The following is a 15909-nucleotide window of genomic DNA, read 5'->3' on the forward strand; positions in this document are numbered from 1 at the left end:
CACCGGCAACCACCGGTGGTTCATTCGAGGGCGTACGGGTGACAAGCGCATCGAGCGCACCACCGCCGACCTCCGGCCGGGCGATCGGCTGGCTCACGTGTTCCCGCGCGCGCTGGCGACCCGTGACGGCGGGCACACCCTCTCCCCGTCGCCGTTCGGCATCTCCCGCGGCATCGTCTTCGGTGACGGCACGTTGCTCGATCGTGGCAGCATCGCGATCCTGTACGGCAACAAGGACAAGGAACTACTGAAGTGGTTCCCGCTCAACGACACCTATGTCAGCGACGGCCGGATCACGGTCACGGACATGCCGGCGTATTTCAAGACCGACCTGCCGCCGCTCACCGAGTCGCTCTCGTATCTGTTCGGCTGGTTGGCCGGCTACTTCGCGGCCGACGGTGACGTGGCGGCCGACGGCTGCATCGCACTGGATTCCGCACACCGTGAGCACCTGGAGTACGTCCGCGACGTGTGCACCCGGATCGGGATCGGGACGTACGGCATCAGGGAGTACGTGCCAACCGGATTCCCGGACGCGCAGCGGCCGAACGGGGAGAAGGGCTGCACCACCCCGATCTACCGGCTCACTCTCATGGGCGGGGACATCCCCGAGGACTTCTTCCTGATCGGCGCGCACCGGGACCGCTTCGTGGCGGCCGGTAAGAAGCACGAGCGCCGGGGCTGGGTCGTCGAGGCGATCGAGGACCACGGCGAGGTCGAGGAGGTCTTCTGCCCGGTCGTCGACGGCACACATGCCTTCGTCCTCGAAGACAACATCCTCACCGGCAACTGCCATGGCTGTGGCCAGGGTGGGGACGCGATCAAGTTCCTGATGGACGCGGAGCACCTGTCGTTCATCGAGTCGCTCGAGCGGCTGGCCGGCAAGGCCGGGCTCCAGCTGCGCTACGACACCGAGACCGGTGCCGCGCCGGCGCCGCGGCCGCAGGCCGGGCAGAAGCAGCGGCTGATCGCGGCGCACGCCGCGGCCGTCGACTTCTACCGTGACCAGCTCGGCTCGCCGGGCGCGCGCAAGGCCCGCGAGTTCCTCGCCGAGCGTGGCTTCGGGCGCGATGCCGCGGAGAAGTACTGGTGCGGGTTCGCCCCGGACAGCTGGGACGCACTGAGCAAGCATCTGCGGCTGAAGGGCTTCACGGCGGAGGAGCTGACCGCCGCCGGGCTGTCCAAAGCGGCCCGTTCGGGGTCGCTGATCGACCGGTTCCGGCGCCGGCTGCTCTGGCCGATCCGGGATCTGAGCGGTGACGTGATCGGGTTCGGCGCGCGGAAGCTGTTCGACGACGACGACGGCCCCAAATACCTGAACACGCCGGAGTCGCCGATCTACAAGAAGTCGCACGTGCTCTACGGCATCGACCACGCGAAACGGGAGATCGCCAAGCGCGGGCGGGCGGTCATCGTCGAGGGGTATACCGACGTGATGGCCTGTCACGAGGCGGGCGAGCCGACCGCGGTGGCGACGTGCGGCACGGCGTTCGGCGTCGACCACATCCAGGTGCTGCGGCGGCTGCTGATGGACAGCGACAGCTTCACCGGCGAGATCATCTACACCTTCGACGGCGACGCGGCCGGGCAGAAGGCGGCGCTGCGGGCCTTCGAGGAGGATCAGCGCTTCGTGGGGCGTACCTTCATCGCCGTCTCCCCGGACAACATGGACCCCTGTGAGCTGCGGCTGGCCCGCGGTGATCTGGCGGTCCGCGACATGATCGCGGGCCGTGAGCCGCTCGTCGACTTCGCGCTGCGGCAGACCATCGCGCGGTTCGATCTCGACACGGTGGAGGGCCGGGTCGAGGCGATGCGGCGTGCCGCGCCGCTGGTCGCCAAGATCAAGGACAGGGAGAAGCGGCCGGAGTACGCGCGGAAGCTCGCCGGCGACCTCGGGATGGACCTCGACCCCGTGCAGCGGGCGGTGAACAATGCGCTGCGTGGCGAGGCCGCCGAGCAGCAGCGCGTCCCCCGGCCGCAGGCGGTCGCGGATTCGCCGCAGCGGCGGGTCGAGCGGGAGGCGCTGAAGCTGGCGCTCCAGGAGCCGGTGCTGGCCGGGCCGATGTTCGACGCGGTCGGCCCGGAGAACTACGGCGACCAGGTGCTCCAGTCGGTGCGTGAGGCGGTCGCCCAGGCGGGCGGGGTGTCCTCGGCGACCGGCGGTGTGGTGTGGATCGAGAAGGTCCGCGACGCGTGCACCGACATGGGCGGGCAGATGCTGGTCGGGGAGCTGGCGGTGGAGCCGCTCTACGTCGACGGGGCGGTCGATCCGCGCTATGTGCAGATCACTCTGGCCCGGTTGCAGGGCGGCGCGCTGGCCACCCGCATCCGGGACCTGAAGTCCAGGGTCCAGCGGCTGAACCCGGTGGCCCACAAGGATCAGTACCTGGCTCTGGCCGGGGAGCTCTTCTCACTCGAACAGCAGGCTCGGGCCCTGCGCGAGCAGGCGGCAGGTGAACTGTGAGGCTTTTCCGACGACGTCCCTCGTTGCCGGCCGGATCCCGGCCCCCGCTCGTGGCGGAGGAGCGGGTGGTGGCCTGGTGCCGGGTCGCCGAGTCGCCGGAGGACGTGGTGGTCGCCACCAACTACGGGATCTGGCTGCCGTCGGCGGTGGAGCGGCTGGGCTGGCACGAGATCCACAAGGCGGCCTGGTCCGGGCGGGAGCTGCGGATCACGCCGGCCGAGGTGGCCGTCGAGCGGGACGGCTACACCGTGCTGGTGGACGGGCCGGCGGTGTCGTTCCTGCTGCTGGAGCCGGGGGAGTTGCCCGATGAGGTGCGGGCGCGGGTGACCCGGTCGGTGGGGTACACGTCGCATCACACGCTGCCGGAGGGCTCGGTCCGGGTGGTGGGCCGGCGGGTCAGCGGGCGCAACGGGCTGAGCTGGGCGGTCCGCTACGACTCGGGTACGCCGGTGGAGTCCGGCGAGGTGGTCGAGGCGACCGACGAGCTGGTCGGGACGGCGCGGTCGGCCACCGAGACCGTGGACTGAGATCTGTCGTACCCCTTCCGTAGGGTCGGGGCGTGAACTCCCTCATCCACGCGCGCGGGCTGATCAAACGGTTCGGTGACTTCACCGCGGTCGACGGCATCGACGTCGACGTGCGGCCCGGGGAGGCGTTCGGCTTCCTCGGGCCGAACGGTGCGGGCAAGAGCTCGACCATGCGCATGATCGGCTGTGTCTCCCCACCGTCCGGCGGTGTGCTGCGCATCCTGGGGATGGACCCGCGGCGTGACGGCCCGGCGATCCGTGCCCGGCTCGGTGTCTGCCCGCAGCTCGACAATCTCGATCCCGAGCTGACCGTGCTGGAGAACCTGGTCACCTATGCCCGGTTCTTCGGCATCCCGCGCCGGGTGGCCCGTGCCCGTGCCGCCGAGCTGCTCGACTTCGTGCAGTTGGGGGAGCGGGCCGGCAGCAGGGTGGAGCCGTTGTCCGGCGGTATGAAGCGGCGGCTCACCATCGCCCGCGCGATGGTCAACGAGCCGGACCTGGTGCTGCTCGACGAGCCGACCACCGGGCTCGACCCGCAGGCCCGCCATCTGGTGTGGGAGCGGCTGTTCCGGCTCAAGCAGCAGGGTGTGACGCTGGTGCTGACCACCCACTACATGGACGAGGCGGAGCAGCTCTGTGACCGGCTGGTCGTGATGGACGGCGGCCGGATCGTGGCCGAGGGCTCACCACGCGAGCTGATCGGGGCGCACTCCACCCGTGAGGTGGTGGAGCTGCGGTTCCCGACCGACGATCAGGGGACCTATGCGGGCAAGCTGGAGGGCATCGGCGAGCGGGTCGAGGTGCTGCCCGACCGGGTGCTGCTCTACGTGGCCGACGGCGACGGCGCGCTGGCCGAGGTGCACCGGCGGTCGCTGAGCCCGTCGAGTTCCCTGGTGCGCCGCAGCAGCCTGGAGGACGTGTTCCTGCGCCTCACCGGCCGGACCCTGGTGGACTGATGATCCCGTCGGTCCACGTCCTGGAGTATCACCTGGTCAACTACCGGCGGACCTGGCGGGCGAGTGTGTTCTCGTCGCTGGTGCTGCCCCTGCTCACGATGCTGGGGTTCGGCCTCGGTGTCGGGGGGTTCGTGACCGGCGGCGTCGACGGCGTCTCCTACCTGGAGTGGATGGTGCCGGGTCTGATCGCCAGCACCGCGGCGCAGGTGGCGGTCGCCGAGGCGACGTGGCCGGTGATGAGCTGCTTCACCTGGGTGAAGACGTATTTCGCGCAGGCCGCGGCGCCGCTGCGGATCGGTGACATCCTCGGTGGTCACCTGGCGTTCATGCTGTTCCGGGTGGCGGTCAGTGCGGCGGCGTTCCTGCTGGTGGCGTTCGGGTTCGGTGCGCTGCGGTCGGGGTGGGCGGTGGCGGTGCTGCCGATCTCGCTGCTGCTCGGCGCGGCGCTCGTGGCGCCGGTGGCCGCCTACACGGCTTCGGTCTCGAGTGACAGTTATCTGGCCATTCTGATGCGGTTCGCGGTGCTGCCGATGTCGCTGTTCTCCGGGGTGTTCTTCCCGGTCGACTCGCTGCCCACGGTGCTGCGCTGGGTGGCGTGGGCGCTTCCGCTCTGGCACGGCGTCGACCTGAGCCGGGCCGCCACCCTGGGGCTGGATCCCGGTCCGGGAGCGGTCTGGCAGGTGCTCTATCTGCTGGCCTGGGCGGTGGGCGGCTGGTTCCTGGCATCCTGGCGCTATCGGCGACGGCTGGTGATCTGACGTGCTGACTCTCGTGTTGCCGCGGCGGCTGATGGCCCTGCCGGGGATGGGGCGGCGTTCGGCCGCGGTGGCCCGGCGCAACGTGGCCGCTCTCAAGACCGCCTACTGGCTGGTCATGATCGGCGGGCTGCTGGAGCCGGTGCTCTATCTGTTCTCGATCGGCGTCGGGGTGGGCGCGCTGATCGGGGAGATTCCGCTGCCGGGTGGCCGGGTGGTGGGCTACGCCGAGTTCGTGGCGCCGGCGATGCTCGCGTCGTCGGCGATGAGCGGCGCGCTGTCCGAGACCACCTTCAACTTCTTCGGCAAGATGAAATTCATGCGGCTGTACGACGGGATGCTCGCCACCCCGGTCCGGCCGATCGAGATCGCCCTGGGGGAGCTGGCGTGGGCGATGCTTCGCGGCAGCGTCTACTCGGCGGCGTTCCTGGTCCTGATGGTCGCGATGGATCTCACGACGCCGTTGCGGGCGCTGGCGGCCCTGCCGGCGAGCATCCTGGTCGGGTTCGCCTTCGGGGCGCTCGGCATGACGATCTCCACCCTGATCCGGGGCTGGCAGGATTTCGACATGATCGGCGCCGGCATGTTCGTGCTGTTCCTCTTCTCCGGCACGTTCATCCCGGCCACCGCCTATCCCGACGTGCTGCGCTGGATCGTCGAGGTCACCCCGCTCTACCGCTCGGTCGACCTGATCCGCGGCATCACCCTGGGTTCGGCCGGCCCGGTGCAGGTGCTCGACGTCGTCTATCTGCTGGTGATGCTGGCCGGCGGCCTGTTCGTGGCTGGCCGCCGGATGGAGCGGCTGCTTTGCCGATGACCGATGGTGACTCGGAAGGGACAATCCAACCCGGACGAGGTTAGGAGGCTGCTCCGGGGGGCAACAAAACCGCAGGTCGTCAGCGCACGTCGGGCCGGACCGGCTCGCCGCCTCGCGCGTCCGTCCCGGTCGCCGGTCCCGGTGCGCCGAAGGACGGTCACCGTGGTGGCAGGTCGTCACGGTGCGCCGGTGAGGCTGTCGCTTCGGCTCGGTCGTCGTTCGGCCCTGCTGTTGCTGCGGTTCGTCGCTGCGGCCCGGCTGTCGCTGCGGTTGATCGTTGCTTCGGCCTGTCGCTACTGCCCGGAGGGAACTCTGCCATGAAACTTCGACACAAGGCTGACGAGCCGTCAACAGGGGCGGCCGGCAGCGATCGTTCCACCGATGAGGCGCGCCGCAAGGGGGAGTCCGACTACGACGTGGCCGCGGCGGCCACCGCGCGTACCGGTGAGGACCGCGACGTCGACCTTGCCGCGCCGAGTCCCGACGCCGGGCCGGACAGCCCCGCCCAGCTGAAGGGCAAAGGGATCTTCGCCGCCCTGAAACGGACCTTCAAGCAGTTCTCCGAGGACAACATCTCGGACTGGGCGGCGGCGCTCACCTACTACGGCGTCCTGTCGATCTTCCCCGCCGCCGTGGTGCTGGTGTCGCTGCTGGGCATGCTCGGCAACGACGGGCAGAAGACGGTGACCGACGCGGTCAACGACCTCACGCCGAACGCGCAGTTGCGCAGTCTCGTCGACACCGTTCTCACCCAGGTGGGTGACTCGGGGGCGGCCGGGTTCGCCGCGATCATCGGTCTGGTGGTCGCCTTCTGGTCGGCATCCGGTTACGTGGCCGCGTTCATGCGTGCCTCGAACGCCGTCTACGACGTGCCCGAGGGCCGCCCGATCTGGAAGACCCTGCCGATCCGGGTCGGTGTCACCGCCGTCATCGGCATGATGCTGATCGCCTCCGCCGCCATCGTGATCTTCACGGGCGAGCTGTCGCGGGTCGTCGGCGAGCGGCTCGGCTTCGGCGGCGTCGCCGTCACGACGTGGAACATCGCCAAGTGGCCGGTTCTGGTCGTCCTCGTCAGCCTGATGTTCGCCCTGCTCTACTGGGCCTCCCCGAACGCCAAGACCGGTGGCTTCCGCTGGATCACCCCGGGCGGGATCTTCGCGGTGGTGCTGTGGGTGGCCGCGTCCGGTGCGTTCGCCTTCTACCTGGCCAACTTCGCCAGCTACGACAAGACGTACGGCACGCTGGCCGGTGTCATCGCCTTCCTGGTGTGGCTGTGGATCTCCAACATGGCGATCCTGCTCGGCGCCGAGCTCGACGCCGAACTCGAACGGGGTCGTGCCATCGCGGCCGGCCACCCGGCCGACGACGAGCCGTTCCTGGAGCTGCGTGACACCCGCAAGCTCAAGAAGGGCAGCGAGCACGGGCTGAGCCAGAACTGACCCGTCGACTCCCACCGAGGCCCGGCGAACGCGCCGGGCCTCGATGCTGCCCGGGGTGTGGCGAGAGTGCGCGCCCGTGAGGCTCGCCGAGCCTCCGGAGTCCATGGCGGTGCCGACGATCAGGGGCTGCGGACCGGTGCGGATGCGCGGGGCGTGTTCACGTGCATTCGCACGGTGGGGTATTGGCACGGCGCATACGCACGCGCAGCCGAACATTGCATGTCCGTTTGTGCGAAATATGAACATCCGGACTGTCCGGCTGTGCCTCTTCGGGACGGTCCGGCGAACGCTACCCGCTGGTCACCCCCGGCGGACGCATCCGCATGCTTCAATTAATGCGGCTGCTTTCGATCATGTTCGCGCTGGTCGTTGCATCGCACGGGGGGTGCGCCGGTGATCCGCTGCGCGGCTCAGGCTCGTACCCGAGGGCAGGCATTCCACGGATGGAGGCGCCGATGACAACTCGGCGGCACGAGATCAGCCGATCAGGTACGGACTCCGACATGGTCCATACTGGAGCCGTAAGCGCGTGCGAATGCACGTGCACCTGCACGGGTGAACTCGTCCGGGGAGGATTTTGATGCGGCTTCGACATCCCTCCGGCCGGATCGTGCACCTCAGCTGCGGCATCAGCCTAGACCACGCGGAGGACGTCTCCACCGCGATCGACCGGCTCGACACGGCCGACGCGGCACTGCGCGGGCACTTCGGGACCGGCGCCCTCACCGTGGCACTCCGACTGCCGTACCGGCTGGCTGCCGTCCTCGCCGGCGACGGACGCGCCCGCACCCGGCTGCGTGCCGAACTCGACGCCCGTGGGCTCGAGGTCGTCACGTTGAGCGGCGCGCCGCATCACGAGGGCGGCGCCGCCGGTCCGGCCGACTGGAGTGACCCGGCCCGCGTCCGGCACACCCTCGATCTGGCCCGGGTCCTCGTCGACCTGCTCCCGTTCGAGGAGGTCCGCGGAGCGATAGCCACCGGCGGGCTGGGGCGCTCCGGCGAGTGGGACGAGGCGCGGCAGAAGGCCGGTGCCCGGCACCTGTCCCGGCTCTCCGGTGGCCTCGCCGACCTCGCCTGGCGGGTCGGGCGCGCGGTCCGTGCCGGTTTCCAGCCCGGCCCCGGCGAGGTGCTCGACAGCCCGGAACAGACCGTCGCCGCGCTCAGCCGTATCGACAAGGACCGGCTGGGCATCTGCCTCGACCTGGCCACCGTGCTGCGGGACTGGCCCGGCCCGGAAGCCGGCATCGACCGGATCACCGATGCCGGCCTGTCCGTCATCTCCGCCCGGATCAGTGACCCCGCGGCCGCCTGGCAGCCCGTCCTGCGACACCTGCTCGCCGCCGACACCGCGCGCACCGAGTACGTGGACGTCGACGTCATCGGCACCGACGAGCAGCGGGGCGCGGCTCTCGCGTACGTCCTGGACGAACTGACCACTCTCGGTCTGGTGCCCGAGCAGCAGCCCTGCACCGCGCCCTGACGGCGGCGCAGCCGCCGCGAACCCGGCCCGGACATGCCTCGGCGCCGCTCCCGTCGGGGAAGCGGCGCCGTGGTGAACCGGCCTCAGTACGTGTTGCTGGTGCTGCTGCCCTTCGGCGTGGTGGCGAGCGAGTCGCTCGACGTGAGCAACGCGTCTGTGGTGTCCGTGCTGCTGTCGGTGGTCCCGGTGGTGTTGAGCTTCTCCCCGAGCTTCGACGACTGCAGCTTGTCCTTGCCCTCGGTGTACAGCTTGTTGGCCTGCGCCTGGGCGACTCCGGCGGCCTCCTGCACCGTCGGGTGCTCCCAGAGCTTCTGTGCGTTGGACCGGATCTCTTCGTACTTCTCCCGGCCGGCACGGCTGCCCAGGACGAAGCCCGCCGCGAGACCGGTGATGAACATCAGCTTTCCGCGCATGGTGGCGGCTCCTTCCGTAGTTCGACGCGCGTGCGTCTGCGGGGTGCATACCCATCCTGCCGTGGCGATACTCCCCGCATCCCGATTTCCACCCAGCTGTCGGGCCGCCGCGTGAACGGGGGTATCCCGTTCGCGGGGGGCCCAGGTGGTCATGTAGTCTGTTCACCGTCGCCAGGGAAACCGGACGACAAGCAGGAGAACCATCGCAGTGGAACGATCCCCGATAGCTCAATTGGCAGAGCAGCCGGCTGTTAACCGGCAGGTTATAGGTTCGAGTCCTATTCGGGGAGCCATCAACCAGGCCGTAAAGGCCTGGTTTTTGTGTTTCTGGAGGCTGTGCCAATGGCACAGCCTCTTTCCTTTCGGCGCCGAGCGTCCCGCGCATGCCCCGACTGCCGCCGGGCCGGCGGGCGCGGATCGGTGGTCCGCGCCCGCCGGGGCCGCTGCTACAGCCAGCCGCGCTGGGCGGCCTTGAGGCCGGCCTCGAAACGGCTGCGGGCGTTCAGGCGCTCCATCAGGTCGGCCATGACGCGCCGGGCGGTGCGGTGGGAGACACCGAGGCGGGTCGCGGCGGCCTCGTCGGTGAGTCCCTGGGCCAGGAGCTTCAGCAGCGCCCGTTCCTGCGTGGTGAGTCCCTCCCGGTCCGGGTCGGCCGCCGCGCCCAGCGGGGTCGCGATCTCCCAGACCTGCTCGAAGAGGGCGATCATGGGGGCGAGGATGGCGGTGCCGGAGACCAGCAGGGCGCCGCGGCGGGTGTTCGTGGCGTCGAGCGGGATGAGCGCGGCCCTGCGGTCGACGACGACCATGCGCGGCGGCAGGATCGCGGAGGTACGGAACTCGGCTCCGCTGTCGGTGAGGAAGCGGGCGTGCCGCATCGTCTCCGGTGAGTTCCGGATGCTGTCCAGTCCGATCGTCCGCATCCGGACGTTGCGGGCGAGGATCTGCGCGTCGTTGCGACCGGCGTGCTCCAGCGCGGCCGGGGACTGCGCGCCGCCCGGCATGAACGTCATCACCTCGTCGCGGGCCTCCTGCGCGAGCAGCTGGAGCTGGTCACGGACCGCGTCCATGCCGAGGAGTTCGCTGGCCACCGGTCCGGTGGAGCGTTCGGTGTGGCTCAGGCCGTCGATGAGGCGCGCGATCGCGGCCTGACTCTGGGCCACCTCCTGCTGCCGGCGAGCCAGGTCGGCCTGTTGCCGGGCCAGTGCCACCCGCAGTCCGACCTCCGGATCCACGACGTGGATGCCCTGTGGTGCCTCCGTCGACTCGCGCAGGAGAGCGAGGTCGAACAGCGAGTCCAGGGCGGTGCGGACCTGTTCCTCATCGACGCCGAGGTGGTCGGCCAGCTCGGCCACGCTCCGGCTGGACTCCTCCAGCAGTGAGCGGTAGACCGATTCCGTCGTCGTTGGTAATCCCAAGGCACCCAACATTGAATCTGCTCCCCCCGCAGCAAAAACTTTGATCTTGGACCGCGATGGTTGCACAGGCGGACACCAGTATCAATGGACTCTGGGGCTCCGCGTCGCCGGGTGGTTGCTCAGCGTGGTCGTGGCCGCATTGGTCCACGGCCGCTTCCGGCCAGGCCTTCTCTCTTCCGTACGTGGTCCGGTGGCGGCGAAGATATTCCCAGAACGCAGGCCGGCACCCGGGAAACGGCAAGCGATTCGAATCAAGCTTTGAATTCCACTGCTCTTTCGAACGGGGTCGTCTCATGTCTGCACGCATTAATTACACTGGTGCCGCTCTTTCCCTCCTCGTCGGTGTCCTGGCGTTCGCCGGTTTGGTCGGCGGGGACCGGGGCACTGGCGGCGGGGAGACGCCGGGAACGGTGTCCGTGCAGATCGCCGACGGCCCGTCCGGAAGCCTTATCTGGGACTGATGTCTGATGCGGCTGGCCATGGTTTCCATCGTTCCGAGCGGTGACCTCGTGCTTCCTGTCAACGAGGCCGCGGTGCTGGACACGATCTGGGCGGCCGTTCTACCGGAAGACCTTGTCGAGCACCTGTCGGTGCGGGTCCTGCAGTGCGAGATCGTCGTCGGTGTCTTCGCCGCGATGGTGGACGCGGAACGACTGCGGACGATCGCGCTGGATCTGGTGACACGTGCCTGCGAAATGTCGCCGCTGCTGCGCGGTGGGATCACCTGCCGGAACCGCAGCGTCGCGAATCTTCTTCTCTAGCTCTATCCCTCTTTTCTGACTTTGACAGTCGGATGCGGCTGTCTGAAATCAAACGGAGCTTTCCATGCGAGCACGAATCTCCTCCCGTCCATCGAGGAACGTCGATGCACCGACCGGTGGGGCGCGTCACAAGGTGAACAGACTGCTGGCCGGAGCGCTCGGACTCGTCATGGCCACGGGGCTCGGCGCCGTCGTCGGGGCCACGGCCACCGCCGTCGCCGCCCCGTCCGCGGCGTCCGCGGCCTCCTCGGTGAACGGCCCGATCAGCCGCAAGGAGGTCATGGACCGGGCCGAGTTCTGGGCCGACCTGGGTCAGCCGTACAGCCAGACGACGTGGTCCGGCGATCCGCAGGGCAAGTCGTACCGCAACGACTGCTCCGGACTGGTGTCGATGGCCTGGCACGTGGACGGCAGTTTCACCACCGGCACCTTCCCGGGCAGTGGGCTGGCCAGCCCACTCGGCAGCCTGCACGACCTGAAGCCGGGCGACGCCATCCACAAGGACGGGCACATGGAGTTGTTCGCCTTCTGGAAGAACGAGCGCAACCACAGCGAAGGCGCCTATGTCTACTCCTTCAACAAGGACGGCGAGCCGGTCCGGTCGCCCAACGAGGAGAACCGCAAGGGCAACATCGGGTACAACAGCTGGTCCGACATGTCGACGTACCGGGCGTGGCGCTACAACAAGATCGTCGACGACTACCGCCCGTTCGACAGCTTCACCGGTGACGCCAAGACCGACCTGGTGATTCACAACGGCACTGATGTCGGCGTGCGCAAGGGGACCGGCTCCGGTTTCTCGGACCTGGGTGTGGTGACCTCGGGGTGGGGCCGGTTCCACGGTATGAAGGTGGCCAACGGGATGGGCCGGCTGTTCTACGGCGATTTCAACGGTGACCACTACACCGACATGATCGTGCATTCGGGCACTGATGTGTCGGTGCGGTTGAACAACAAGAGCAACGCGTTCGGTGGCGGCACCGTGGTCAGTTCGGGCTGGGGCCGGTTCCACGGTATGGACGTGGCCGACGGTCTGGGCCGGTTGTACTTCGCCGACTACAACGCCGACGGGTACACCGACATGGTCGTCCACCATGGCACCGAGGTGTGGGTCCGGCTCAACACCACGAACGGCGGCTTCGACGGCGGTCGTCTCGTGAGCTCGGGCTGGGGCCGCTTCCACGGGATGAACGTCCCCAACGGCATGGGCCGGCTCTACTTCGCCGACTACAACGCCGACGGCTTCGACGACATGATCGTGCACTCGGGCACCGACGTCTCGGTCCGCCTGAACAACAACGCCAAGGGCTTCACGCCGGCCGGAACGGTGAGCTCGGGCTGGGGCCGCTTCCACGGCATGGACGTGACCGACGGTCTGGGCCGGCTGTACTTCGCCGACTACGACGGTGACGGCTTCGACGACATGGTCGTCCACCAGGGCACCGACGTCTTCGTCCGGCTGAACAACACCGCCAGCGGGTTCGACGGTGGCCGGCTCGTCACCTCGGGCTGGGGCCGGTTCCACGGCATGCAGGTGACCAACGGCCTGGGGCGTCTCTACTTCGCCTGATCCGCCTCCGCATCGCCCCTCGCACCTCCCTTCGCACCACCGCAGTCGTCCGGGTCTGCTGGGCCACCCCCTCGCCCAGCAGACCCGGCCACCCCCTCTGGAGACGCCATGACCCTCGGAAACTCGTTCAAGCGCGGCATCACCGCGGCCCTTGCCGGTGGACTTCTGATCACCGGAATGTCCACCGCCGCCCAGGCCGCCCCGGGACCGGCCCAGCCCGCGGACTACGGAATCCTGGCCATCTCGAACACCGCGTGCACCGTCGGCGGCCCGACCGGCAACGACGGTAGCCTCGCCGACGCACTCAACGGGGTGCTCACCGCCAAGCTCGACGGCTACATGACCGCCTACCGGGTGTCCTGCGCCCGGGAGATCGTCGAAGCGGTCCGGGAGCGGGGCCTGGCCCGCCGGGCGGCCGTCATCGCGGTCGACACCGCGATCGTCGAGACGGGACTGCAGAACCACGACGTCGAGGTGGACCACGACAGCCTCGGCCTGTTCCAGCAGCGCGCCTCCTGGGGCAGCGTCGCCAACCGGCTCGACCCGGCGTGGGCCACCAACGCGTTCCTGACCAAGATGATCGACAAGTACCCGAACAACGCGTGGCAGAGCGCGCCGGTCGGCGAGGTCGCCCAGACGGTCCAGGTCTCCGCCTATCCCGACCGCTACGCCGTCGAGGTCGGCGACGCCACGAAGATCGTGGACGCGGTCTGGGACCACGCCGTCGACCGCCCGTTCGACAGTTTCACCGGTGACGCCAAGACCGACCTGGTGATTCACAACGGCACTGATGTCGGCGTACGCAAGGGGACCGGCTCCGGTTTCTCGGACCTGGGTGTGGTGACCTCGGGGTGGGGTCGGTTCCACGGTATGAAGGTGGCCAACGGGATGGGCCGGCTGTTCTACGGCGATTTCAACGGTGACCACTACACCGACATGATCGTGCACTCGGGCACTGATGTGTCGGTGCGGTTGAACAACAAGAGCAACGCGTTCGGTGGCGGCACCGTGGCCAGTTCGGGCTGGGGCCGGTTCCACGGTATGGACGTGGCCGACGGTCTGGGCCGGTTGTACTTCGCCGACTACAACGCCGACGGCTACACCGACATGGTCGTCCACCAGGGTTCCGACGTCTTCGTCCGGCTCAACACCACGAACGGCGGGTTCGACGGCGGTCGTCTCGTGACCTCGGGCTGGGGCCGGTTCCACGGCATGCAGGTGGCCGATGGCCTGGGCCGGCTGTACTTCGCCGACTACAACGGTGACGGCTTCGACGACCTGATCGTGCACCAGGGCACCGAGGTGTGGGCGCGGCTCAACACCACGAACGGCGGCTTCGACGGCGGTCGTCTCGTGACCTCGGGCTGGGGCCGGTTCCACGGCATGCAGGTGACCGACGGCCTGGGCCGGCTGTACTTCGCCGACTACAACGGTGACGGCTTCGACGACATGGCCGTCCACCAGGGTTCCGACGTCTTCGTCCGGCTCAACACCACGAACGGCGGCTTCGACGGCGGTCGTCTCGTGACGTCGGGCTGGGGTCGCTTCCACGGCATGGACGTGGCCAACGGCCTCGGGCGGCTCCACCTCGCCTGACCCGGCACCGCACCCGCGCCTCCCATCGGTTCACGCCGGTGGGAGGCGCGGTCGCGTGTCCGGCCCCGACCGTCAGGGGCCCGGCACGAGGGTCGTGGAGCGCGAGACGGTGATCCTTCTGGATCGGGTCGGTGTCGGTCGTACCCCCGTGTGGGTTTGATCCCGCGGCCTCCGGCCGCCTGTCGCTTTCGCCTCCTCCGCGGCAGTTGCCCGGGTACGCTGAGTATCGCGTTGATTGCAGTCAGTGAGGTGGACATGTCGCAGCCGGTAGAGGTGGACGTCGTCATCATCGGCGGCGGGCTCGCCGGGCTGTCCGCTGCCCGCCGTCTGGACCGGGCCGGCGTCGAATGGCTCCTGGTGGAAGGCTCCGACCGGATCGGCGGGCGGGTCGCCACCGACGTGATCGACGGCTGGCGCATGGACCGCGGATTCCAGACGCTCAACACCGCCTACCCCCGGCTGCCCGCACTCGTCGACATCGACGCGCTCGACCTGCGCTACTTCACCTCCGGCGTGCTGGTGCGCCGCTGTGGCGAGCTGCACCGCCTGGAGAACCCGGTCCGCGAGCCGCTGATGACACCGCAGACCCTGATCTCCGGCATCGGCACCCTCACCGACCGGCTCAAGTTCGCCGCCCTCGCCACCCGCTGCGCCACCCTGCCGGTCCACCGCCTCCTCGACATGCCGGAGACCACCACCCAGGAGATGCTGCGCGCCGCCGGGCTCTCCCACCGGATCATCGAAGAGGCGCTGCGGCCGTTCTTCTCCGGCGTCTTCGCCGACCGGACCCTCGACACGTCCAGCCACGTCGCCGCGATGGTGCTGCGCTCGTTCGCCCGCGGCCGGATCGGGGTGCCCGCCGCCGGCATGGCCGCGCTGCCCGCCGCGATCGCCGGGCCGCTGCCGTTCCCGCAACTGCTGATCGGCGCGCGGGCCCTCGCCGTCGGGCCCGGAATGGTCGTCACCGAGGGTGGCGAGGTCCGGTGCCGGGCGGTGATCGTCGCCACCGACCCGATCGGCGCCGCGACCCTGCTGCCCGACCGGCTGCCCCGGCCCGACGTGCACAGCCTCACCACGTTCTACTTCGGCGCCGACCGCGCCCCCGTCGACGAGCCGATCCTCCTGCTCGACGGCGACCGGCGGGAGATCATCGCCAACACCGTCGTGATGAGCAACGCCGCCCCCGAGTACGCCCCCGGCGGCAAGAGCCTCATCGCGGCCACCGTCGTCGGGATCTCGGCGCCCTCCGGCGCCTCGGAGACCGTCATCCGGGTCGAGCTGGCGAGGATGTACGGGGTGCCGACCGACGACTGGGAACTCCTCGGTGTGGTCACCGTGCCGCAGGCTCTCCCCGCCGCCCGCCCGCCCCAGACCCGGCTGCGCAAGCCGGTCCACCTCGGCGACGGCCTCTTCGTCGCCGGCGACCACCGGGACAGCCCGTCGATTCAGGGCGCGATGGCCGGCGGCTGGCGCACCGCAGGATCAGTCCTGGCATCACTTGGTGCCCGGGTAGGCGTTTAATGCCTGTTTCAGGGGGTTTCAATGAGCGACATCAACCCGGAGAACTACGCTGAATTCACCACCCAGGACGGCCCCGAATGCCCCAGCTGCTCCGATGAGGAGACGCCCCGGGTGGAGGATCTCCAGCCACCGGACATGGTCGAAGATCCCCGGCGACAGATCATTCTTCTGCCGAAATCCCTGGTGCCGTGATAG

The 15909-nt window shown here is 69.2% G+C and carries 14 protein-coding genes and 1 tRNA gene; 13 read left to right on the plus strand and 2 right to left on the minus strand.

Going from position 1 to position 15909, the window contains the following annotated elements:
- Positions 1–592 precede the first annotated feature (592 nt).
- The 7 genes from dnaG (at position 593) to BC793_RS10400 (ending at position 8438) form a co-directional block, all read left to right on the plus strand.
- On the plus strand, positions 593–2464 hold the full coding sequence (gene dnaG, locus BC793_RS51195; protein WP_373871199.1) for a DNA primase: 1872 nt from the start codon (positions 593–595) through the stop codon (positions 2462–2464).
- Entirely contained in the window at positions 2461–2991 is a 531-nt protein-coding gene (locus tag BC793_RS10375) for a hypothetical protein (protein WP_109591708.1), read from the plus strand. Before dnaG ends, BC793_RS10375 begins: the two co-directional genes overlap by 4 nt.
- A 32-nt stretch (positions 2992–3023) precedes the next feature.
- Positions 3024–3947 (plus strand): ABC transporter ATP-binding protein, encoded by a 924-nt coding sequence (locus BC793_RS10380; protein WP_109591710.1) that lies wholly within the window; start codon positions 3024–3026, stop codon positions 3945–3947.
- Entirely contained in the window at positions 3947–4705 is a 759-nt protein-coding gene (locus tag BC793_RS10385) for an ABC transporter permease (protein ID WP_109591712.1), read from the plus strand. Before BC793_RS10380 ends, BC793_RS10385 begins: the two co-directional genes overlap by 1 nt.
- 1 nt (position 4706) lies before the next feature.
- Complete coding sequence (locus BC793_RS10390; RefSeq protein WP_109591714.1) at positions 4707–5519, plus strand: ABC transporter permease; 813 nt, start codon at positions 4707–4709, stop codon at positions 5517–5519.
- 317 nt (positions 5520–5836) lie between these two features.
- Complete coding sequence (locus BC793_RS10395; protein ID WP_109591716.1) at positions 5837–6958, plus strand: YihY/virulence factor BrkB family protein; 1122 nt, start codon at positions 5837–5839, stop codon at positions 6956–6958.
- 580 nt (positions 6959–7538) lie between these two features.
- The gene (locus BC793_RS10400) at positions 7539–8438 is read left to right on the plus strand and encodes an apurinic/apyrimidinic endonuclease family protein (protein WP_109591718.1); all 900 of its coding nucleotides are present in this window, start codon (positions 7539–7541) and stop codon (positions 8436–8438) included.
- 83 nt (positions 8439–8521) lie between these two features.
- On the opposite strand, the gene BC793_RS10405 is transcribed toward BC793_RS10400, so the two are convergent.
- On the minus strand, positions 8522–8851 hold the full coding sequence (locus tag BC793_RS10405) for a hypothetical protein (RefSeq protein WP_109591720.1): 330 nt from the start codon (positions 8849–8851) through the stop codon (positions 8522–8524).
- 217 nt (positions 8852–9068) lie between these two features.
- Between BC793_RS10405 and BC793_RS10410 the strand changes: the two genes are divergently transcribed.
- A tRNA-Asn gene (locus tag BC793_RS10410) sits at positions 9069–9144 on the plus strand.
- Positions 9145–9297: 153 nt separating this feature from the next.
- Here the strand turns inward: BC793_RS10410 and BC793_RS10415 are convergent.
- A complete protein-coding gene (locus BC793_RS10415; RefSeq protein ID WP_239169847.1) occupies positions 9298–10266 on the minus strand; it encodes a helix-turn-helix domain-containing protein in 969 nt (322 codons plus the stop codon).
- A gap of 467 nt (positions 10267–10733) precedes the next feature.
- Here BC793_RS10415 and BC793_RS10420 point away from each other — a divergent pair, with 467 nt between their 5' ends.
- From BC793_RS10420 to BC793_RS50215, 5 genes are all read left to right on the plus strand, one after another.
- Positions 10734–11027 carry a hypothetical protein gene (locus BC793_RS10420; protein WP_109591724.1) on the plus strand — a complete coding sequence of 98 codons (294 nt, stop codon included), beginning with the start codon at positions 10734–10736 and terminating at the stop codon, positions 11025–11027.
- Positions 11028–11160: 133 nt separating this feature from the next.
- Positions 11161–12597 (plus strand): FG-GAP repeat domain-containing protein, encoded by a 1437-nt coding sequence (locus tag BC793_RS10425; RefSeq protein WP_109591726.1) that lies wholly within the window; start codon positions 11161–11163, stop codon positions 12595–12597.
- A gap of 108 nt (positions 12598–12705) precedes the next feature.
- The gene (locus BC793_RS10430; RefSeq protein WP_109591728.1) at positions 12706–14193 is read left to right on the plus strand and encodes an FG-GAP repeat domain-containing protein; all 1488 of its coding nucleotides are present in this window, start codon (positions 12706–12708) and stop codon (positions 14191–14193) included.
- Between the two features lie 255 nt (positions 14194–14448).
- Positions 14449–15714 (plus strand): NAD(P)/FAD-dependent oxidoreductase, encoded by a 1266-nt coding sequence (locus BC793_RS10435; protein WP_109592408.1) that lies wholly within the window; start codon positions 14449–14451, stop codon positions 15712–15714.
- Positions 15715–15735: 21 nt separating this feature from the next.
- Positions 15736–15906, plus strand: coding sequence for a hypothetical protein (locus BC793_RS50215; protein ID WP_170167221.1), 171 nt, complete (start codon positions 15736–15738; stop codon positions 15904–15906).
- The last annotated feature ends 3 nt before the right edge of the window (positions 15907–15909 follow it).

Origin of the sequence: Actinoplanes xinjiangensis, from assembly GCF_003148685.1 — a bacterium.
GTDB lineage: Bacteria > Actinomycetota > Actinomycetes > Mycobacteriales > Micromonosporaceae > Actinoplanes > Actinoplanes xinjiangensis.